The sequence below is a fragment of the Streptomyces griseiscabiei genome, assembly GCF_020010925.1.
GTDB lineage: Bacteria > Actinomycetota > Actinomycetes > Streptomycetales > Streptomycetaceae > Streptomyces > Streptomyces griseiscabiei.
Window position 1 is genome coordinate 430,274 of sequence record NZ_JAGJBZ010000001.1, and the last position, 20,783, is coordinate 451,056.

Here is a 20,783-nt window from a genome sequence, read left to right on the forward strand (position 1 = left end):
CCGATGTTCCCGCTCAACGCGTGGTATGCCGCCGCCTGGGACGCGGAGGTGGGCCGCACCCTGCTGGCGCGCACGATCTGCGAACGCCCCGTCGTGCTCTACCGCACCACCTCGGGCACCGCCGTGGCGCTCGCCGACGCCTGCTGGCACCGCCTGGTACCGCTGTCGATGGGTCGGCTGCACGGCGACGATCTCATCTGCGGCTACCACGGCCTGGCCTACGGCCCCAACGGCCGCTGCACCCACATGCCGGCCCAGGAAACGCTCAACCCGTCCGCGGCGGTCACGTCCTACCCCGTCGTCGAGCAGCACCGCTTCGTCTGGATCTGGCCCGGCGACCCGGCGGCGGCCGACCCCGCCCTCGTCCCGGACCTGCACTGGAACGACGACCCGGAGTGGGCCGGTGACGGTGAGACCATCCACCTCGACTGCGACTACCGCCTGGTCCTGGACAACCTCATGGACCTGACCCACGAGCAGTTCCTGCACTCCGACAGCCTCGGCAACGACGAGCTGTCCGACGCCGAACCGGACGTCGACCACGACGCGGACACGGTGACCGTCACGAGGTGGATGCGCGGCATCGAGGCTCCGCCGTTCCTGGGCATGCAGCTGCGGCGCAAGAACCCCCGGCACGAGGGCCCGGTCGACCGGTGGCAGATCATCCGGTTCACCGCACCGGCGACGGTCACCATCGACGTCGGCGTGGCGCCGACCGGTACCGGGGCGCCCGAAGGCGACCGCGGCGCCGGGGTCAACGGTCAGGTCCTCAACACCGTCACCCCGGGCGCGGCCGGTACCTGCCACTACTTCTGGGCCTTCACCCGCAACTACCACCTCCAGGACCAGGGCCTGACCACCCTGCTCAAGCGCAGTGTCGCCCGGGTCTTCGCCCAGGACACCGAGATGCTCAACGCCCAGCAGCGCGCCATCGAGCTCAACCCCGGCTACGACTTCTACAACCTCAACATCGACGTCGGCGGGATGTGGGTGCGACGCCTCATCGACGCCCAGGTCGCCCGCGAGCAGGGCCGGGCGCCCACCCCGCCCGCCCGGCTCGCCGCCGTCGCGGCCGCGACCCGGCGGACCGCATGACCGGCGCGGCCGAGACGCCCGGGCGGCTCGACCACGCCGACGGCGAGCGCCACACCGACGGCGAGCACCGCGCCACGGTCGTGACGCGCACGGAGCTCGTTCTCGGCATCGTCGAGCTGACCCTGCGGCCGGACCGGACCGTCGGGGCGGTCCCGCCGGGCAGCCACATCGACCTCGCGGTGCCCCTGGAGGGCGGCCCGGAGACACGGTCGTACTCCCTCGTCGATCTGGGCGACAGCGACAGCGACAGAACCCGCGTCGGCCGCTACCGCATCGCCGTGCGGCGCGACGACGCCGGGCGGGGCGGGTCCCGGTGGCTGCACACCCTGCAACCGGGCCGGTCAGTGACGTGCACGGGCCCGGCCAGCGCGTTCGCCCCCAGCCCCGGCGGGCTCCCCAGCGTGCTGCTCGCCGCGGGCATCGGCATCACGCCGATCATCGGGCTCGCGCGGGCCGTCCGCGACGCCGGTTCGGACTACCGGATCGTCTATGCCGGTCACTCCCGCGACCGGATGGCGTACCTCGATCACCTTGAGCGGGACCATCCCGACCGGGTCCGGATCGTCGAGTCGGCCCATGGCACCCGGGTCGAGTCCCGGCAGCTCGTCGCGGCCGTTCCCGCCGACGGCGTGCTCTACGTGTGCGGCCCCATGAGCCTGCTCACCGCCATCCGCGCCGAGTGGCAGCAGACCGGCCGTCCGGCGGGGAACCTGCGGTTCGAGACCTTCGGCACCAGCGGCACCCGGCCCGCCTCCGCCTTCCGCGCCCACGTCCCATCCCACGGGCTCAGCGTCGACGTGCCGACCGGCACGACCCTGCTCGACGCCCTCGAGAACGCCGGGGTGGAGATGATGTACGGCTGTCGGCGGGGCGAGTGCGGCCTGTGCCGGGTGAGGGTCCTCGCCAGCGACGGCGACATCGACCACCGCGACGTCTTCCTGTCCGAACGCCAGCGCCTCCTGGGGCGCCAGATGTGTGCGTGCGTGTCCCGGGTCGCCGGCGCGTCGATCACCATCGACTGCTGATCCCACAGGTCGGCCGGGCTGCTCCGTGAGGACGGCCCGGCCGACCTTCTGCTCCTCGACGGGGACCCGCCGACCGACGTCCCGACCATGCCGGCCGCATGGTCGACGAACGGGTCGAGCGTCCCCGTACACCATGGGCCCACCGCCCGGTTTCGCTCACGCTCCCGCCCGGCTTGTACGTCGCGGCGGCGCGGGGGCAAGGCGCCCCTGGCCGCAGCCACCGCGAGGCGCCTGCGGCACTCCGCGACGGAGCCGGGGTGCGGGACTCAGTGCAGCACCTCGGCAGCCTCCGCCACGACATCACGCAGCACCGCGCTGATCCGGCGATGGTCGGCGTGGTTGAGGCGGCCGACCGGCACGGAGACGTTGAAGGCGACCTGCATGGGGGCCCGCTGGGCGGGCAGGGCCACGGCGACCGAGCCCACCCCCTCCTCGCTCTCCTCGGAGCTCGTCGCGTAGCCCAGTCGACGGACCATGTCGACCTCCCTCTCCAACTCCGTGCGGGTGGCCACGGAGTTGGGGGTCAGCTGCCGCAGCTCCTCGTCCGGGTAGCGCCGTCGCAGTTCCTCGTCCGAGAGCTGAGCGAGGAGAACCTTGCCGGTGGAGGTGCAGTGCGCGGGCATCGACTGCCCGAGGCGGGAGGCGACGCGTACGGCACGCGGGCTCTCCAGCCCGTCCACGAAACGGACCGTCGTCCCGTCCAGCACCCCGATGTGCACCGTCTCCTGAAGATCGGCGTTGAGACGCTCCAGGAAGGGGTGCAGGGCCTGCCGGACGTCGAAGCGCTGGAGGATGGAGAAGGCGACCTGGGTGAGCGCCGTTCCCGGCACGTACGCCTTGCCTCGCTCGGCCTGCCGGATGAAGCCGCGGTAAATGAGCATCGCGAGCAGGCGGTGCGCGGTGGAGGTCGCGACTCCCAGGTACTGGGCGACCTCGGTGAGCCTGAGCTCGTTCCGCTCGCCGAGCAGGAGCAGCACCTTCAGCGCGTTGTCCACGGACTCGATGGGGTACTGCGGCGCGGGCCCGCTGCCGGATGAGAACTGAACCTCGGACTTCTTCATAGCAGAAGAGTAGGACGGAAGCGGGTGCGAGTCGCCCCCCTCCCCTTCTTGATGGGCCGGTCCGGCTCCAGGTGGGACCCGTCTCCGTCCGCTTCTCCCGTTGACTGTACTCGACATCAATGTTCTACTTTGCAGAGGAGATTTCCCCTATACAGAAAAGAGGGATGATGGGAGATCACGCCGACATCCTCGACGAGGTGCGCCGTGGAATGATCCCGGCCCACATCTACAACGACCAGGATGTCTTCGAGCTCGAGAAGAAGAGGCTGTTCAGCCGGGCGTGGATGTTCGTGGGGCACGAGTCGGAGATACCGGCGTCCGGCGACTACGTCGTACGGCGCGTGCTGGAGGACTCCTTCATCGTCGCCCGGGACGAGAAGGGCGAGATCCACGCCCACTTCAACATGTGTCTGCATCGGGGAATGCAGGTGTGCAGGGCAGAGATGGGTAACGCCTCCCACTTCCGCTGCCCGTACCACGGCTGGTCCTACCGCAACGACGGCCGGATCGTCGGCCTGCCGTTCCACCAGGACGCCTACGGCGGCGAGGCCGGCTTCCGCCGCAAGGGCCAGACACTGCTGCCCGCGCCGAACCTCGACACATACAACGGACTGATCTTCGTCAGCCTGGACCCCGAGGCCCCGCCGCTGCGCGAGTATCTCGGCGACTTCGCCTTCTACCTCGACTACTACACGAAGCAGAGCCCGAGCGGCATCGAGCTGCGCGGTCCGCAGCGGTGGCGGGTCAAGGCCAACTGGAAGATCGGCGCGGAGAACTTCGCCGGCGACATGTACCACACGCCGCAGACCCACACGAGCGTCGTCGAGATCGGCCTGTTCCGCGAGCCGAAGGCCGAGAAACGCAAGGACGGCTGCACCTACTGGGCGGGCAACGGCGGCGGCACGACCTACAAGCTGCCCCCGGGCACGCTGGAGGAGCGCCTGCGGTACGTCGGCTACCCCGACGAGATGGTCGAGCGGATGAAGGAGTCCTGGTCCGAGGACCAGCTCCGGGTCATCGGCGACGACGGCTTCATGATCTCCGCCGCCTCGCTGCTCCCCAACATCAGCCTGGTGCACAACTGGCCGAAGGTCGCCGACGGCGACGACGTGCTGCCGTTCATCTCCATCCGCCAGTGGCAGCCCGTCGGGCGGGACGAGACCGAGGTCCTGTCCTGGTTCGCCGTGGACGCCGAGGCGCCCGAGGAGTTCAAGGAACTGTCGTACAAGGCGTACCTCATGTGCTTCGGCTCGACGGGCATGTTCGAGCAGGACGACGTGGAGAACTGGGTGTCCCTCACGAACACCGCCGCCGGTTCGATGTCCCGGCGTCTGCTGCTCAACAGCCGGATGGGCCTGCTGGAGGACGGCACCGAGGTGACTCCGGCGCTCACGCCCGAGCAGTTCGCGGGCCCCGGCACCGCGCACGTCGGTTACGCCGAGTACAACCAGCGCGAACTGCTCAACCGGTGGGCCGACTACCTGGCCACCGAGGACGCCACGGCCGCATCGGTGGAGGTCGGCCAGAGCGGCGACCCCCGCAACCCGCACCCGCAGACCGACACGACGGGAGCTCCGGCATGAGCGTGCAGACCAGGACGTACCGCAGCGGGGTCCATTCCGCGAAGGGCTCCGGTACCCACTCCGAGCAGGCCGTGCTCGGCGCCAAGGCTTCACGGGTGCAGCGTGCGGGAGCCACTCTGCCCTTCCACGACGAGCGTCATCTTGAGGCCCACCAGTGGCTGGTCGACGAGGCGTACCTGCTGGACGCCCAGCAGTACGAGGAGTGGCTGGAGCTGCTCACCGACGACATCCACTACGTGATGCCGGTCCGGGTCACCACCGCGCTCGGCTCGGGCTTCGACACCGCCCCCGGCATGGCCCACTTCGACGAGGACAAGTACTCCCTCTCGCGCCGCGTCGCCCGGTTCCTGACCGAGCACGCCTGGACGGAGGACCCGCCGTCCCGGCTGCGCCACCACCTCACCAACGTCCGCACCTTCGCCACCGACGCACCGGACCACGTGGTGGTGGAGTCCGGCCTGCTGCTCTACCGCAGCCGCGGCGACTACCGGGAGGCGGCCCAGGTGTCCGCCGGCCGGGAGGACCTGCTGCGCCGCACCGAGGACGGATGGAAGCTGGCGCGCCGCACCATCCTGGTCGACGACTCGGTGATCCGGATGCAGAACCTGGCGGTGTTCCTGTGACCCTGACCTGGGAGGGCGAGGACGAGGACCTCCGGGCCGCGCGCCGGGCCGCCGAGGAGAAGGCCGCGCTGGAGGCCGGCCGTGTCGGGGAGCCCCTCACGCTGGGCAACGAGTTCTCCGAGATCCGGGTCGGCCTCGTACGGACCCGCAACGGCCTGCGCCTGCTCGTCGAGTCGACCCGCTCGGGCCAGTGGGTGGCGCTGTGCCCGCTCGAACTGGAGGCCCTGACCTGGCAGAACACGGCCACGTTCTCGGCGATGATCGGCAGCCCCTTCGGCCCCCTCGTCACGGAGGAGGACTGATGAGCGGCTGGCTGGACGGCAAGCGCGCCCTCGTGGTGGGCGCCGGGTCGGGCATCGGACGGGCCGTCGTCGACGTGTTCCGTGCCGAGGGCGCGCAGGTGGCCGCGCTCGAACGGGACCCGGCCAAGTGCCGGGCCCTGCGGGAGGAGGTCCCCGGCGCCCCCGTGGTCGAGGGCGACGCCACGACCCGGCGCGCCAACGAGGAGGCCGTCGCCGCCGCCGTGGGTGCCTTCGGCGGGCTCGACATCCTCGTCAACTGTGTGGGTGTCTTCGACTACTACAAGGGTCTCGGTGACGTTCCCGCCGACGTACTGGACGAGGCGTTCGACGAGATGTTCTCCGTCAACGTCCGAAGTCAGCTGCACTCCGTCAAGGCGGCGCTTCCCGCCCTGCGGGAGTCAAGGGGGGCGATCGTCCTCACCGAGTCGACGTCCGCCTACCACCCCGGGCGCGGCGGCATCCTGTACGTCTCCTCCAAGTTCGCCGTACGCGGCATGGTCACCTCCCTCGCCTTCGAGCTCGCCCCGGACATCCGGGTGAACGCGGTCGCTCCCGGCGGCACCCTCGGCACCGACCTGCGCGGGCTCGACAGCCTCGGACTGGCCGACCACAGCCTGGGCGACACGCCGGGCCGTGCGGCCGAACTCGCCGCCCGGGTCCCACTCGGGACAGCCCTGACCGCGACCGACCACGCCTGGAGCTACGTCTTCCTCGCCTCCGACAGGTCGCGAGGCATCACCGGCCGAGCCGTCCACCCGGACGGCGGCATCGGGGTCAAGGCCTGAACCCGTCCGGCGTTTCACACCCAAGGATCCGACACCAGAAAGGATAGTGCCGTGCCTCTGCTCAAGGCGGACCTGGCGGCCTGCCAGGGCTACGCGAACTGCGTCATCGCGGCCCCTGACACCTACGACCTGGACGACGACGGCGTCGTCGTCCTGCTCAGGACGGAGTTCGGCGAGGAGGAGCTGCCGCGCATGCGGGAAGCGGCCCGTACGTGCCCTGCTTCGGCCCTCACCATCGAGGACGCATGAACGGCCGCTCCGTCCTGATCGTGGGCGCCTCTGTGGCCGGGGTGCAGGCGGCGCGCTCCCTGCGCGCGCTGGGCCACGAGGGCAGGATCGTCCTGGCGGGAGCCGAGCCCCAACTTCCGTACGACAAGCCCCCGTTGTCCAAGCAGTTCCTGACAGAGGGCTGGGACACCGGCCGGGTCGGCCTGCTAAGCGAGCAGGAGGCCCACGACCAGGGCATCGAACTGCGGCTCGGCAGCCCGGCGGTGGAACTGGACCCGGCCGGGCGGCTGGTCCGCTTCGAGGACGGCGGCGAGTGCGGCTACGACGTGTGCGTCGTGGCGACCGGGGCTCACGCGCGGCCCTCGCCCTGGCAGGTCGACTCCGGGCTGCACCTGGTCCGTTCCCTCGCCGACGCCACCGCCCTGCGGGCGGACCTGGCACGGGGCGGGGACGTCGTCGTCATCGGCGCCGGCTTCATCGGGGCCGAGACCGCGTCCACCGCCGCTTCGCTCGGTTGCGGGGTCACGGTCGTCGACCCCGCCCCGGTGCCGATGGAGCGGGTGCTCGGCGCGGAGCTGGGGGAGTTGTTCGCCTCCCTGCACGAACGCCACGGAGTGGGCACGCGGTTCGGCCGGGCCGTGTGGTCGGTCACCGGGGCGGCGGGCGATCTCGCCGTCACGCTCGACGACGGCGAGATCCTCCGGGCGCACACGGTCGTGGTCGGTATCGGAGCCGTCCCCAACGACGGCTGGCTCGCCGGGTCGGGCCTGCGGGTGGAGAACGGTGTGGTGTGCGACGAGTACTGCCGCGCCGTCGGCGCCGAGGACGTCTTCGCCGCCGGCGACGTCGCCCGCTGGTTCCACCCCGACCGCCGCGAACACCTGCGCGTGGAGCACTGGACCAACGCCGTCGACCAGGCCGCGCTGGTCGCCCACAACATCGTCCACCCCGAGGATCCGCGGCCCTACGCGCCGGTGGAGTACGTCTGGAGCGACCAGTACGACTGGAAGATCCAGATCGTCGGCCGACCCTCCTCGGCCGCCCTGCACACCGTGCTCGGCAGCTTCGACGGAAACGCCCGCGGAGCCGCCCTCTTCGGTGACGCGGAGGGACGGCTCACCGCCGCCGTCACCGTCAACCGTCCCCGCGCACTGCTGGAGTGCCGCCGCCTCGTCGCTGCCGGGAGCGGTCTGGACGTCGCCGAACAACGTGTGGCGGCCACCCTCGCGAAGCCTCCCGTCCCGACCTCCGGAGCCACCTGATGATCCCTCAGGACCTGACCGACCAACGCCGGTTGGTCTCCGACGGCTGCCGCGTGCTGGCGGCCCGTGGACTCGCCGACGGCATCCTCGGCCACATCAGCCTCCGCGTCGACGAGCGCACGCTCCTCGTCCGCTGCCGCGGGCCACACGAACGCGGCCTGCTGTACACCGAGCCGGACGACATCCGCCTGGTCGACCTCGACGGGGCGGCAGCCGCGCCGGGGGAACTGGTCGGCTGGTCCGTGCCGAACGAACTCCCGCTGCACACCGAGGTCCTGCGCACCCGGCCGGAGGTGTCATGCGTGGTCCACGCGCATCCTCCGGCGGTCGTCGCGGCCGACCTCGCGGGCCTGGGGATCCGCCCGGTCATCGGCGCCTACGACATCCCCGGCATGCGGCTCGCGGCCCGCGGTGTGCCGGTCCACCCGCGCGGGGTCCTGATCCACGACCGCCGGCTCGCGGCCGAGATGGTCGACAGTCTCGGCGACCGTGACGTCGTCTTACTGCGCGGCCACGGACTGACCAGCACCGGGACCAGTGTGCAGGAGGCCGTGCTGCGCGCCGTCTCGGTCGACACGATCGCCCGGCTGTCCCTGGACGTCGTCAAGGCCGGTGGGACCCTGAGGGATCTACCCGACGAGGACATGCGCGAACTCCCCGATCTGGGCGGCGGGTTCAACCATGACACGGCCTGGCGTCACGAGATGGCCCGCCTCGGCTGACGGGGTCCGTGGCATGGTCGGGCCGCTGTCCGGGTTCATCCGGTGAGACCGGACAGCGGGCCAGGGGTCTGCGGCCGTCTCGGATGGTGTGACCGGGACGGCGCCGATGTGAGGGCCTGTCCTCCCGGCAGTGAGGTCACGCAGGCTGGTCCCCGGCCGACGGTTTCTACAACCGGGGGCGAGCCGACACCGCCGAAGACACTCCCTCGGCGCGGCTCACACGGGGGCGGCTGCGTGTCGACGCCGGGCGCGCCGAACTGCGCCACTGGCTCCCAGAGCCTGGCCTCGACCTCGCCTTCCGCAGCGCCGCGCTGCTTCGCGTCTTCTTCCTGTGGGCCCTCACCCGCGAGGAGGGTGTCGACTACCTGGAGAAGTTCACCCGCATCAACCACGACCGGGTCGCCGCCCTGGAAGCCATCCGGGACAACGCCGAATGGATCGGCGATCCCGCCCAGGTCCGCGGCTGGCTCATCCTCGATACGGTATCCGCGGCTTGAAGCCCTCGGCGGGCTGGGCCAGTTGGGCGACCGAGCGGCTCACCGAACACCTCTGATCTCCGCCCCCGGGCCACCCGGCCGCTCAGACCCTTGCCCGTCCGCGACCGCACCGCGAAGCCGTGAGACAGTGCCGCCACCGAAGCCGTGCCGGCCGACCCGCCACCGCCACCGATGAGCGAGCCGACGGGCCGACGGCCCGGCCGCCGCCCAGCAGCCAGGTGCGGGGTGCCCTGGTCCACTACCAGCCCTCGTCGCGCACAGAGTGAAATACCGGGCGATACGGCTGTGACAACACCTCCTCCGCTGCCGTCATCAAGTCGACGGCCGGAGGAGGCCGGTCGTGTCCCCCGTCGCGTGTAGCCCATCACGGTCCGTCGCCTCCGCTTCGGAGCCGTCCGGTACGTGGCGCTGCGGGCCGTCACACGATCACCGCTGGCCCCGGTTCGGCGAGCCCTGACAGGGCCTCCGGCGAGGGCTATTCGGGCCGCGACCTGTTAGATTCCGCCAGTTTGATCGGCTACATCACTCGACGGGACGCCATTGGCAGCGGGCGCCCGGCCAGGCTCTCACGGCCATGTCCGGCCCGCGACCCGCACCGCACCCCGGCGCAGCCGTGACGCCGATCGGCCCGCCGCCGTCGCGCCTGGATGAACCCCGGCAGAGGCCGATCACGCGAGCCTCCTGGCCCAACTGCCCCGTGCTCGAAGGGTGGTGAGGACCGGGGCCGCGCGCCGCAAGGGTCCGTGCGCGGCGCATGAGGCGCGCGTCTGTGGACGAACTCCGGCCCCAGAGGCCTGCCACGCCGTTTCACCCGGCCTGTCGACGATCAGAAGCCGTTCCCTATCGTTCGTTAGGAAGCAGCTCACCATGGACCGGCGTAATTCGTTGACTGGCAAAATCGTCCGGCTTATCCTCACGATCACAGGTCTCTTCCCGATAGCCACCTCCAGCGGGCGACGGTGTAATCGAGACCGCATCGCGAAATCATCGCTGTCTTTCCGGAGGTCGACGGTGTCTTCCATTGTGTTCACGAACGTATCCATATTCGATGGCACGGGCAGCGACCCCGTGCCGGGCGAGGTACGGGTCGACGGGCAACGAATCGCAGCGGTTCGGCCGTACGGATCCGAGGTCTCCCGTGACGGCGCGACGGTGATCGACGGGCGTGGCGGGACCCTGATGCCCGGACTGATCGACGCGCACGCGCACCTGACCTTCCCCTTCGGCGTGGGACGGCCCGCCTCCTCCTTCGTCCCCCCGGTCGCCGAGCAGACCTTCGCCACCGCCAACAACGCCCGTCTGCTGCTGGAGTCCGGGTACACCAGCGCATTCTCCGGAGGTTCCCTCAACGCCGAGGTGGAAGTGGCGCTGAAGCGGGAGATCGAGGCCGGCCTGCTGCCCGGACCGCGACTGCGCGCCTGTTCCTTCGAGCGCTCGGCCAGCGGAGAGCCGGGCCAGTTGCTCGACCACGACGCGGAAGCCGCCAACGCCGCGGCTGTCGGGACCTGGGTCGACGAGATGGCGGATCTGGGCTGCGACAACGTCAAGCTCATCCTCGACGGGCGCAGCGCCGTGCAGCCGCAGTACTGGGAACTGATGAACTACGGCGACGACGCCGCCGAGGCCGCCTCGCGCACCGCCAAGGCGCGCGGCATGAAGATGGCGTGCCACGCGTTGACGCCCGCGGGTGTCAAGCAGGCGGTCCGCAATGGCTTCGACGCGATTTACCATGCGACCTTCGCCGACGCCGAAGCAATCGACATGCTCGACGAGAACAAAGACCGGCTCATTCTCGCGCCCGCGATCGGCATTCTGCTCGCCGACGTGTACGAGGGCGGTTTCACCGACGAACAGGTCGAAGTGCGCGGCTCCAAGAAAGCTCTGGAGGCCATGGTCGAAACGTACGCCGAAATCCGTCGGCGCGGTATTCCGGTGCTGCCCGGCGGGGACTACGGCTTCCCCCACAACCCGCACGGCACCGAGGCGCGGGACCTGCAGCACCTGGTGGATGTTCTCGGCTACACGCCGAAGGAGGTGCTCAGCGCGGCGACAATGCACGGTGGTCGGCTGATGGGCATGGGCGACGAGCTCGGCCTGATCCGTGAGGGCTACCTGGCCGACCTGTTGCTGGTCGACGGTGACCCGCTGGCCGACATAAAGATCATGCAGGACAAGAGCGCGCTGCGCGTGATCATGCAGGAGGGCCGGTTCGCCAAGAACCTGGGGCCCGTCGCTCCCCCGGTGGCCGCCTGACCGTCTGCCGGCCTGCCCGAACCGGGCGCACCCGGTTCGGTTGTGTAAGACCCGATGCCAGGTCGCGACGTCTTCGTCGCGACCTGTGCACTCACGGCGGCCGAAGGTGCCTTCGGACCGCGTCCGCGGAATGTGCGCTGGGCGCCTTCCGCCGCCATACCCATCAGCGTCAACCCTCAGAAGGGCCATGCACCATGGAACTGGGCAAGAAGTTGCTGTGGCCGAGTGATCCCGGATACCAGAACGCACTGAGCGACGCCGTGTGGAACGGCCGCAAGCCGACTCGGGAGCCGGCCGCCATCGTGCTCGCGGAGACGGCCGAGGACGTGTGCGCTGCCGTGAAACTCGCCAAAGAGCGCGACCTCATGGTGTCCGTCCGGGCAGGTGGACACAGTTTCTCCGCCGCGGGCATCCGGGAGGGAGCCGTCCTGGTCGACGTGTCGCGTCTGACGGCCATCGACGTGGACGTGGCCGGACGCAGGGCGGTCGTCGGGCCCGGTGTGCACGGCGGCGACCTCAACCTGGCCATCGAGCCCCACGGCCTGTTCTTCCCGTCCGGCCACTGCCCGACCGTGGCTCTCGGCGGGTTCCTGCTCGGCGGTGGCATGGGGTGGAACTTCCAGGACATGGGCTGGGGTTGCATGTCCGTGGAGGCGGTCGACGTCGTCACCGCCGACGGCGAACTCGTCCGGGCGGACGAGAACCAGAACTCCGACATCTTGTGGGCGGCCCGCGGCTCCGGGCCGGGGTTCTTCGGCGTCATCACCGCCTACCACCTGAAACTCCACCAGGCCCGGGCGATCACGGTGACCGTGCACAACTACCCGCTCTCGGTGCGCGCCGAGCTGCTGACCTGGCTGCACGACAGGCGCCACGACTTCCCGCAGATCGCGGAGACGGCCCTGTACGTGACCGAGCACTCGACCCGCAGCACGTCCGGGCCGACGATGCTGCTGTCGACGTTCGGCTTCGGTCAGACCGAGGAGGAGTCGATCGACGCGCTGAGGATCATGGACAGCTCGCCGGTGCTCGACCATGTCCTGTGGAAGCACGACAACGCGCCTCAGTCGGTCCAGGATCTGACCGAGATCCCCGAAGGCCTCTACGAGAAGGGCTTCCGCTACGCGACCGACAACATGATCTCCAACTCCCCCGCGGCCGAACTGGTACCGGCCATGGAGGAGTTGCTGACCACGCTGCCGACCCCGAGGTCCCACGCCAGCTGGATCAACATGGCCAGGTGCCGGGAGCTGCCGGACATGGCGTTCTCGCTCCAGGGTGACACCTACGTGGAGGCGTACTCCGTGTGGGAGGACCCCTCTCAGGACCAGCAGATGCACCAGTGGGCCGTCGACATGATGCGCAAGCTCGAACCCGTCGCCGTCGGCTCCCAGATGAGCTGCGAGAACATGATCGGCCGCGGCCTGACCCCGAGTTCGTTCCTGTCCGCGCACGCCGTGACGCGGCTGGAGCAGCTGCGCACGGTCCATGACCCGGAGGGCCGGTTCGCCTCCTACCTGCTGGCCTGACGACCGCCGCCCACCAACGCCCGATTACTGATCCGAGGAGAGAACATGACACTCGCGAACTCCCCCAGCCCCGTTCCGGCCGACCCGGCGAAGCAGCTCCAGTGGCTCGTGGACCGCGCGGCCGTCACGGAGTTGATCGCGGCGTACTCGCGCAGCCTGGACGCCCGTGACTGGGAGGCGTTCCACGGACTGATGACCGAAGACGCCACCTTCGCCATCAACGGGCACGTGATCTCCGACGGACGGAAGCAGTTCGTCTCGGGTGCTCAGGAGAACTTCGGCAGATACCACGCCACCTGGCACAACGAGGGACTGGCCGGCATCCGCGTGGACGGGGACGACGCACGGTCCCGCGCCTACCACATCGGCATCCACGTCACCGACCCCGCGGACATCAACCACCATGGCGACGCCGGCGGCTGGTACGAGAACACCTACCGGCGCACGCCGGACGGCTGGCGCATAGCCAGCGTCGATCTGGCGCTGGTGTGGACCACCGCGCACGACGCCAACGAACTGCCGGTCGAGCCGACCGCCGTGCCGGACCCGACGGCGAACGGGGAAGCCTGATGCCGTTGTCCGATCGCCCTACGGTGGTCGACGGCGGTCTGGTGCGCGGGGTGCCGGACGAGAACGGGACCGGCACCGTGTTCCGCGGTATCCCGTACGCGGCACCGCCGACCGGTGACCGGCGATGGCGTTCGCCGGCGCCGGTCGTCCCCTGGGACGGTGAGCGGCTGTGCGACCGCTTCGGCTCCACGTGTCTCCAGCCGATGGTCCCGAGGGACGGGCTGATGGCGCTGTACGCCTGGGCCGAGCCGCCGGAGTGCGGAATCAGCGAGGACTGTCTGTACCTCAACGTCTGGTCCTCGGCGGAAAGTTCGGAGGAGCGCCGCCCGGTCGTCTTCTGGGTCTTCGGCGGCGGCAACCGGGTCGGCTCCGGCTCCCACCCGTGCACCTGGGGTCACAACCTCTCCCGGCAGGGCGCGGTGGTCGTGACCGTGAACTACCGCCTCGGTCCGTTGGGTTTCCTGGCGCATCCCGCGCTCGACGACGAAGCCGGAACGTCCGGCAACTACGCCGGTCAGGACCTCGTCGCCGCCCTCCAGTGGGTCCAGCGCAACATCGCCGGGTTCGGCGGTGACCCGGAGTGCGTCACGATCGCCGGTCAGTCAGCCGGCGCGGGCCATGTCCAGTCGTTGATGGCCTCGCCGATGGCACGTGGGCTGTTCCACCGTGCGGTCGGCCTCAGTGGCGGCCGGTTCGACGCCGAGCCCTTCGGCTACCGGACCGAGTCGCGTGAGCAGGCCGAACGCAAGAGCGTGGAGACGCTGGCCAGAGCGGGCGTCCGGACACTTGAGGAGATGCGCAACCACCCGGCCGACCAGTTGTGGGGGCCGCGCAACTTCTGGAACATCATCGTGGACGACCGGTTCCTGACGGAGACCGCGCAGGACGCGTTCCGTGCGGGCAGGCAGGCCGACGTGCCGTTCCTCGCGGGGTTCGACGCCGACGAGGCGAGCCCGTTCCCCGCTCCGGACCGCTGGACGACCGCCGGGCTGGCCGAGGGGCTGGTGAAGGACTTCGGTCCCGAAGTCGCCGCGCGGCTCCTGGAGCTCTACCCAGCAGCGACGGACGAGGAGGCGCGGGACGCGGCGTACCGGCTGCGTACCGAGGGCGGGTTCGCCTGGCAGGTGTGGCGGTGGGCCGGTCTGCACCAGGCCACCGCGTCCTCCCCTACCTGGCTGGCCCGGTTCGAGCAGCCGCTTCCCCTGCCGCCCGGGAAGAGGTTTCGCCAGCCCCGTCCGCCACGCGGCTACGGCGCGTTCCACGGCTCCGACCTCTTCTATCTCTTCGACACCCTCGAGACCCGGCCGGACTTCGCGTGGACGGAGGACGACAGGACGGTCGCCCGGCTCTCCAGCGCGGCGTTCCTCGCGTTCGCCCGCACGGGCGACCCCGCAGCCGAAGGGCTGCCGTCCTGGCCGCGGTTCTCGCCCCGCGAAGCGGTCGCACTGCACATGAGACCCGAGCCCGTCGCAGACGTCCTGAGCGAGCGGGACCGGCTGGCCTTCTTCGACACCGTCTTCACCCCGGACGGTGTCACCCGCACCCGAACAGGAGACTCCGCACATGTTCGCTGACCTGACCGGAAAGGTCGCCGTGGTGACCGGCATAGGATCCGGGATCGGCCGGGCGTCCGCGCTCACGCTGGCCCGGCAGGGTGCTGCCGTCTTCGGCTGCGACCTCCACGCCGAGACCGCCGAGGAGACCCTGCGTCTCGCCGAAGCGGAGGGCCTCAAGATCTCCAGCCTGCACCCGGTCGACCTGACCCGGCCCGAGGACGCGCGGGCGGTGATCGAGCAGGCGGTCGCCCAGCACGGCGGGATCGACATCCTGGCCAACGTCGCCGCGGCTGCCGCGCCCTTCTCGCCGTTCGGGGAGACCGACTTCGAGAACCAGTGGAAGCAGACCCTCTCCGGGGAGCTCGACCTGCTCTTCCTCGTCACCCAGGCGGCCTGGCCGCACCTGGTGGAGCGGGGCGGAGGTTCCGTCATCAACGTCGCCTCCGCGACCGCGCACCGGGGCTACCCCGAGCTGCCGGCCCTGCCGCACGTGACCGCCAAGGGCGGCGTGCTCGCGATGACCCGGCAGCTCGCCGCGGAGGGAGCGGCGCACGGCATCCGGGTCAACAGCGTCTCTCCCGGCCTCATTCCGACACCGCACAGCCTTCCCGCGATCGACCTGCCCGGTGTCCGGGAGTCGTTCTTCGCGAAGGTGCTGATCAAGAGGTTCGGCCGACCGGAGGACGTCAGCGGCTGCATCGTCTTCCTGTCCGCCCCGGAGAGCAGCTGGGTCACCGGCGCCGAGTACCTGGTCGACGGCGGTGCGACCGCGATCTGAGGATCCGGCCGCGCCCCGGCGCTCGGTCAGCCCGCGGCGGGCTCTCCCGTCGCGGGCCGGGCGCCGAACCGGCGCGTCTGCTGCCGGGCCGCCTGGAGCGCGATGCCTTCGAAGGCGTTCAGCACCCCGACGCGGGAACCGGACGGCAGCAGCAGGTACGCGGTCGTGTCGGGGAGGCCGTCGATCGGGACGTACGCCAGATCGGGGCGGGCCCAGTACCCCGTACAACTGGACGGTACGAGGGTGACGCCCATGCCCGCGGCGCAGACGTCCAGGATCTCGTCGACCGTGTGGAGGGTGGTGTCGACCCGGGGGATCAGCCCGCCGGACCGCGGCACGGCGAACCAGTCGTGCCACAGCGTCTGCTCCACCTCGATCCCGAAGAACGTCTCCTCGTTCGTCTCCTCGATGCTGATCGTCTGCCGAGCGGCGAGCTGGTGGGTGGCTGCCACGACCAGGACCCGGTCCTCCGACCACAACGGCACCGTCCGGACTCCCGCCGCGGTCACCGCGTGCGTGAACCCGGGTGCTATGGCCGCGTCGATCCGGCCCTCCGTCAACGCCTGGACGGATCCGGCGTAGCCCAGGTGGCGCACTTCCAGGCGGACGTCCGGCAGCGCGGCCGCGGCCGCGGCCAGGATGGCCGAGGACAGGGGGCTGCTGATGGCCAGCCCGATCCGCAGCCGTTCACCGGCCACGTGTCTCTCCTCCGCCCATGTGCTGATGTCCGCCATGGACGTGAGCGCGCGCTTGGCCAGCGGCAGGAGTTGCGCGCCCGCGTCGGTCAGCACCACCTGGCGCGATGTCCGGCGGAACAGCGGCGCGCGCAGGAGTCGCTCCAGCGCCGCGATCTGCTGGCTCAGCGAAGGTGCCGCCACGTGCAGCTTCTGGGCGGCACGAGCGAAGTGGAGATCTTCCGCCACTGCGACGAAGTAGCGGAGTTGCTGCACGGTGATGTCCATGCCGGTTTCCCTCGGCCTCTCCGACAGTTCGACCGCCGGATCGGCCGAGTTCTCACCGTATTCTCCCTCGTGAACAGGCCATCGAGTATCGCGATTCGGTCAGCAGATTCACGCGTTCCCGAACGGGGGCGAGCGCCTGTGCCGGCCGACGACGGTCCCGCGGCGTCCACGCCCCCGGCGCGGCGGGAAACACCCGGGACTGTTCGCGGCGTGCGGCTGGGCAGGCTGGGTCCCGCTCAGTCCCGCTCAACCCCGCGCGGTCCACAGAAACGGTTCGCTCCGGCCCGGCCGCACCCGGTCAGGCTGACGTACGGAGCGCCGCGACGACCCCGCCGTCCACCAGCAGGTCGGTGCCGCTGATGAAGGCGGCCTGCGGACCGAGCAGGAAGGCCGCCGCGGCGGCGATGTCGTCCGGGGTACCGAAACGCCTGAGGGCTGACATGTTCACCATGTCCCGCATCTGCTGCCCGTTCTGGCCGTCCAGTTCCTCTCGGCCCATGGGGGTCGAGATGATGCCGGGGCTGATCGAGTTGACCCACGCGCCGCGTTCGCCCCAGGTGCCTGCCGCAGCCTGGACACGCAGGGCGTTGGCCCGCTTGGCCAACACGTACGCGGCTCCCGGGACTCCCACCACGTCCGGCGCCAGGAACGGCAGGGACAGCAGATCGTTCGCCGGCGTCACGGCCAGCGCCCGCTCGTGGTCGGCGGGGATTCCGAAGGCCATGTAACCGGCCATGCTGGCGATGACCACCGCGGCGGCACCGGGTGCGACGACCCGCTGGAAGGCGTCGAGCACCAGTGCCGCACCCAGCAGATCCACGCGAAGAATCATCCAAGTCGATGCCTGCACCGCGGACAGCCCGGCGGTGTGCGCGACGTGCGTCACGCTGCCGAGTCCGGCGGCGACGTCGGCCAGGACGTGCACCGAATCCGCGTCGGAGACGTCGACCACCTGGGTGGCGACGTGGTGGCCCTCGCCGCGGAGCAGATCAGCGGCACCGTCCAGGGTGGACTCGTTGAAATCGGCGAGCAGCACCTGCCGTCCGCTGCCGATGCGGCGGGCTATCGCCTGCCCCATACCGCCCACGCCGATGACCACGACGACGTCCTTGTTCATCACATGTCCTAAATTTCGAGACAGATCGTACTGTAATCCCCAAGTGGCTGGCCTACGGTCGGGCCATGTCAGCGAGACAGCCCGGCAGGCCCCGCAGCGCCCGCGCCCATCAGGCGATCCTGGAGGCCGCTCGTGACCTGCTCACCTCCGGCGACTACGAGCGTTCCGGGACCGCGTGGGGCGGATCGCGTTGCCGGAGCGGCACGAGGGCCGGAGGGGATGGGATCCCCTCCGGCCCTCACCGCCGCTCGAAGTGGCCGGCGCGGCTCCGCAGGCCGGCGGCGACGGGTGCCCGAGCTCAGCCCCGGCCGTACCGCTCGGCGGGCGTCGGACGGTTGCCACCTGCCAGCAGACCCGATTCCGCCGCGAGGAGGGCGTCGAGCGCGTCAGCCTGATCCTCCAGACCCGGGACACAGATCGTCTCCCCCAACCGCAGGCCTGCCAGGCTGGCCTGGGCCACGCCTTCCGCGGTCATGGCGAAGGGAAGGTTCTTCCCGTATCCATCGCTGAACTCCGTCGCCACCACGCCCGGGCAGACCACCTGGGCGTGCACGCCGGTGTCGGCGAGCTCGTGGGCGAGGGTCCGGGTGAAGGCGACGGTGGCCGCCTTCGCAGCCGCGTACAGGGTGCGGCTCGGAATGTGGGGGTTGGTCTGTCCGGCGCTGAAGGCGAGCAGTGAGGCGACCGTGACGACCTTGCCTTCGTCGGCCGCCAGCATGCCGGGCAGTGCCGCGCGTACGAGCTGGATGGGCGCGACGCCGTTGAGGGTGAGCAGTCGGTCGATCTCGTCCGGGTCGACGTCGGCGAGCGGGGCGTAGCCTCCGACCCCCGCGTTGCTGATCAGCAGGCGGACGTCACCGGCGGACAGGCGCTTGGTCACCGCGGCCAGTCCGTCGGAGGTGCCGAGGTCCGCGGGGAGGACCTCCACGTCGGCGCCGGACGCGCGGAGTTCCGCTGCCAGCTCCGAAAGACGGTCGACCCGCCGGGCCACCAGAACGAAGTCGCTGTCGGCCGCAAGGAGCCGGGCGTAGGCGGCGCCGATTCCGGACGAGGCGCCGGTGATGAGAGCAAGAGTGCGAGTCATGACTCCATACTGATCAGCCGCTTGGCTAATGTCAAACGCTTGATATGTGACCAGTGTCGTATGCTCGGCGGGTGGACACGAATGACGAGGGACCGGTCGCCGGCGACGCTCTGGACCGGGTGACCTGGGCGCTGCGGCGGGCGGAACTGGCCGTGCAGGCCCTCAAGGAGCAGCGGCTGCGGTCGATGGGGATGGCGGCCGCGCACTATTCGCTGCTCATCTCCTTGCACGCCGATCCCGGGCTGACCGGCGCGGAACTGGCCCGCCGCCTGAACGTCACCCCGCAGGCGGTGGCCTCCCTGGTGGCCCGCCTGGACGACCGGGGCCAACTGGAACGGCGCCCGCACGCACGCCACCGCCATGTGCAGGAGCTCCACCTCACCGACGCCGGACGCGACGCGTTGCGCAGGGCCGACGCGGTGATCGCGGAGATCGAACAGCAGATCACCCGGAAGCTGGGCCCCGAGAACACCGGTCGGCTGGCGGCCATGCTCGGCCAGGTGACCGACGCGATCCAGGAAGGGTGATCACCCCCCGGACCGCGGCGGCCGGTGACGCCACGGATCACCTTCACCCCTGCGGCAACCGTCCGCAGCGCCGTCACGACGGCCTGCCTGCGTCGCGGTCCGGACGCTTTCCCCCACCGCCGCCCCCGGCGCACCCACCACCCCGCGGGCGGCCACTCCTGCGCCGCGGCGTGTCACCGACACCTCGGCGGCCGCCCGCGATCGGCCGGGTCCGCACCACCGGCGCCCCCGGCACACCTCCGCACCCACCCCGTCACCGGCATCCCCGATCCGCACGCGGCGCGCCTGTTCCCCGCCCGCGGAGCACTGAAACCGTCACTACCGTTGACAAGTGGGACGCTCGTACATAACTTCCCTCACTAGAATGGTCGCTCTAGCGATGGAGGTCACATGCCCCAGACGATTCCGGTCACCACCCTTCCCTCGGACACCCGGATGACGGCGACCCCCTCCATCCTGAGCAAGGCGTTCGCCGTGCTGAACTCCTTCGACCAGAACAGCCGCCACATGCCCCTGGCCGAGGTCGCCCGGCGCAGCGGACTGCCGAAGTCGACGGTGCACCGGGTGCTGGGCATGCTGATGCAGCTCGGCGCCGTGGTGCGGGAGGGTGACAGCTACCGCATGGGCCTGTCCATGTTCCAGCTCGGTTCCTGCTCGCCCGAGGTGGCGCTGCGGGACGTCGCGCTGCCCCACATGGAGGCTCTGCACCGTGCCACCGGCCAGACCCTCCACCTCGCGGTACTGCACGGAGCGGACGTGATCTACCTGGAGAAGCTGCGCAGCCGCTCGGCCCGTCCGCTGCCCACCGTGGTCGGCGGGAGTCTGCCCGCCCATCTCACCGGGGTCGGGAAGGTGCTGCTGGCGCACGCCGGGGGCGAGCAACGTGACGCCGTTCTGGGCGGGAGCCTTCAGGGCCGGACCTCTCGGTCCGTGATCGACCCGCAGGTGTTGCGGCGGGAGCTGCGCCAGATCGAGAAGGACGGTTTCGGCCGAGACAGGAGCGAGGCGATCGAGGGTCTCAGCTGTCTCGCGGCACCGCTGAGACTCGGCGGACAGGTCGTGGCTGCCCTGTCGGTGGCGTTTCCGGCGGCTTCGGGAGGCGGCGAGATCCTGATCAGCCCGCTCCTGGAGACGGCCGCCGCGGTCTCCAGGTCCCTGACCCGCTCGTCGGGCCGCCTGTGACGGCCCGGCCCCCGGTCCGCTCCACGCCGACCGGTTCCCAGC

General features: G+C 70.6%; 20 protein-coding genes. 16 read left to right on the plus strand and 4 right to left on the minus strand.

The genetic code is table 11. The annotated features are described in order from the left end of the window. Positions 1–3: 3 nt before the first annotated feature. The gene (locus J8M51_RS01770) at positions 4–1,095 is read left to right on the plus strand and encodes an aromatic ring-hydroxylating dioxygenase subunit alpha (RefSeq protein WP_267298911.1); all 1,092 of its coding nucleotides are present in this window, start codon (positions 4–6) and stop codon (positions 1,093–1,095) included. After that, entirely contained in the window at positions 1,092–2,120 is a 1,029-nt protein-coding gene (locus tag J8M51_RS01775; RefSeq protein ID WP_143673313.1) for a PDR/VanB family oxidoreductase, read from the plus strand. Before J8M51_RS01770 ends, J8M51_RS01775 begins: the two co-directional genes overlap by 4 nt. 266 nt (positions 2,121–2,386) lie before the next feature. On the opposite strand, the gene J8M51_RS01780 is transcribed toward J8M51_RS01775, so the two are convergent. Continuing rightward, a complete protein-coding gene (locus tag J8M51_RS01780) occupies positions 2,387–3,181 on the minus strand; it encodes an IclR family transcriptional regulator (RefSeq protein ID WP_086759637.1) in 795 nt (264 codons plus the stop codon). Between the two features lie 164 nt (positions 3,182–3,345). Here J8M51_RS01780 and J8M51_RS01785 point away from each other — a divergent pair, with 164 nt between their 5' ends. From J8M51_RS01785 to J8M51_RS01840, 12 genes are all read left to right on the plus strand, one after another. Continuing rightward, positions 3,346–4,764: a Rieske 2Fe-2S domain-containing protein gene (locus J8M51_RS01785; RefSeq protein ID WP_218781468.1), complete on the plus strand. Its 1,419-nt coding sequence runs from the start codon at positions 3,346–3,348 to the stop codon at positions 4,762–4,764. Continuing rightward, the gene (locus J8M51_RS01790; protein ID WP_086759638.1) at positions 4,761–5,387 is read left to right on the plus strand and encodes a 3-phenylpropionate/cinnamic acid dioxygenase subunit beta; all 627 of its coding nucleotides are present in this window, start codon (positions 4,761–4,763) and stop codon (positions 5,385–5,387) included. The genes J8M51_RS01785 and J8M51_RS01790 overlap by 4 nt, the downstream gene beginning before the upstream one ends. Next, positions 5,384–5,689 carry a hypothetical protein gene (locus tag J8M51_RS01795; protein WP_086759640.1) on the plus strand — a complete coding sequence of 102 codons (306 nt, stop codon included), beginning with the start codon at positions 5,384–5,386 and terminating at the stop codon, positions 5,687–5,689. Before J8M51_RS01790 ends, J8M51_RS01795 begins: the two co-directional genes overlap by 4 nt. Beyond that, positions 5,689–6,474, plus strand: coding sequence for a 3-(cis-5,6-dihydroxycyclohexa-1,3-dien-1-yl)propanoate dehydrogenase (hcaB, locus tag J8M51_RS01800; RefSeq protein ID WP_086759641.1), 786 nt, complete (start codon positions 5,689–5,691; stop codon positions 6,472–6,474). The genes J8M51_RS01795 and hcaB overlap by 1 nt, the downstream gene beginning before the upstream one ends. A 51-nt stretch (positions 6,475–6,525) precedes the next feature. Then, positions 6,526–6,723 carry a ferredoxin gene (locus tag J8M51_RS01805; protein ID WP_086759642.1) on the plus strand — a complete coding sequence of 66 codons (198 nt, stop codon included), beginning with the start codon at positions 6,526–6,528 and terminating at the stop codon, positions 6,721–6,723. Beyond that, positions 6,720–7,964, plus strand: coding sequence for an NAD(P)/FAD-dependent oxidoreductase (locus tag J8M51_RS01810; protein ID WP_086759644.1), 1,245 nt, complete (start codon positions 6,720–6,722; stop codon positions 7,962–7,964). Before J8M51_RS01805 ends, J8M51_RS01810 begins: the two co-directional genes overlap by 4 nt. Then, positions 7,964–8,686, plus strand: a complete 723-nt coding sequence (locus J8M51_RS01815; RefSeq protein WP_086759646.1) for a class II aldolase/adducin family protein — start codon at positions 7,964–7,966, stop codon at positions 8,684–8,686. Before J8M51_RS01810 ends, J8M51_RS01815 begins: the two co-directional genes overlap by 1 nt. A 1,508-nt stretch (positions 8,687–10,194) precedes the next feature. Next, the gene (locus tag J8M51_RS01820) at positions 10,195–11,436 is read left to right on the plus strand and encodes an amidohydrolase family protein (protein WP_179203286.1); all 1,242 of its coding nucleotides are present in this window, start codon (positions 10,195–10,197) and stop codon (positions 11,434–11,436) included. A gap of 194 nt (positions 11,437–11,630) precedes the next feature. Then, positions 11,631–12,965: an FAD-binding oxidoreductase gene (locus J8M51_RS01825; RefSeq protein WP_086759650.1), complete on the plus strand. Its 1,335-nt coding sequence runs from the start codon at positions 11,631–11,633 to the stop codon at positions 12,963–12,965. Positions 12,966–13,010: 45 nt separating this feature from the next. Beyond that, the gene (locus J8M51_RS01830; protein WP_086759652.1) at positions 13,011–13,535 is read left to right on the plus strand and encodes a nuclear transport factor 2 family protein; all 525 of its coding nucleotides are present in this window, start codon (positions 13,011–13,013) and stop codon (positions 13,533–13,535) included. 5 nt (positions 13,536–13,540) lie between these two features. Next, positions 13,541–15,109, plus strand: coding sequence for a carboxylesterase/lipase family protein (locus J8M51_RS01835; protein WP_179203287.1), 1,569 nt, complete (start codon positions 13,541–13,543; stop codon positions 15,107–15,109). Further along, positions 15,099–15,869 (plus strand): SDR family NAD(P)-dependent oxidoreductase, encoded by a 771-nt coding sequence (locus tag J8M51_RS01840; RefSeq protein ID WP_086759656.1) that lies wholly within the window; start codon positions 15,099–15,101, stop codon positions 15,867–15,869. The genes J8M51_RS01835 and J8M51_RS01840 overlap by 11 nt, the downstream gene beginning before the upstream one ends. Before the next feature lie 26 nt (positions 15,870–15,895). On the opposite strand, the gene J8M51_RS01845 is transcribed toward J8M51_RS01840, so the two are convergent. From J8M51_RS01845 to J8M51_RS01855, 3 genes are all read right to left on the minus strand, one after another. Then, on the minus strand, positions 15,896–16,831 hold the full coding sequence (locus J8M51_RS01845; RefSeq protein ID WP_086759657.1) for a LysR family transcriptional regulator: 936 nt from the start codon (positions 16,829–16,831) through the stop codon (positions 15,896–15,898). A gap of 298 nt (positions 16,832–17,129) precedes the next feature. After that, complete coding sequence (locus J8M51_RS01850; RefSeq protein WP_086759659.1) at positions 17,130–17,948, minus strand: SDR family oxidoreductase; 819 nt, start codon at positions 17,946–17,948, stop codon at positions 17,130–17,132. A 298-nt stretch (positions 17,949–18,246) separates the two neighbouring features. Then, positions 18,247–19,032 carry an SDR family NAD(P)-dependent oxidoreductase gene (locus J8M51_RS01855; protein ID WP_086759661.1) on the minus strand — a complete coding sequence of 262 codons (786 nt, stop codon included), beginning with the start codon at positions 19,030–19,032 and terminating at the stop codon, positions 18,247–18,249. A gap of 71 nt (positions 19,033–19,103) precedes the next feature. Between J8M51_RS01855 and J8M51_RS01860 the strand changes: the two genes are divergently transcribed. Then, a complete protein-coding gene (locus tag J8M51_RS01860) occupies positions 19,104–19,559 on the plus strand; it encodes a MarR family winged helix-turn-helix transcriptional regulator (protein ID WP_086759663.1) in 456 nt (151 codons plus the stop codon). A gap of 390 nt (positions 19,560–19,949) precedes the next feature. Further along, on the plus strand, positions 19,950–20,741 hold the full coding sequence (locus J8M51_RS01865; protein ID WP_256964270.1) for an IclR family transcriptional regulator: 792 nt from the start codon (positions 19,950–19,952) through the stop codon (positions 20,739–20,741). The last annotated feature ends 42 nt before the right edge of the window (positions 20,742–20,783 follow it).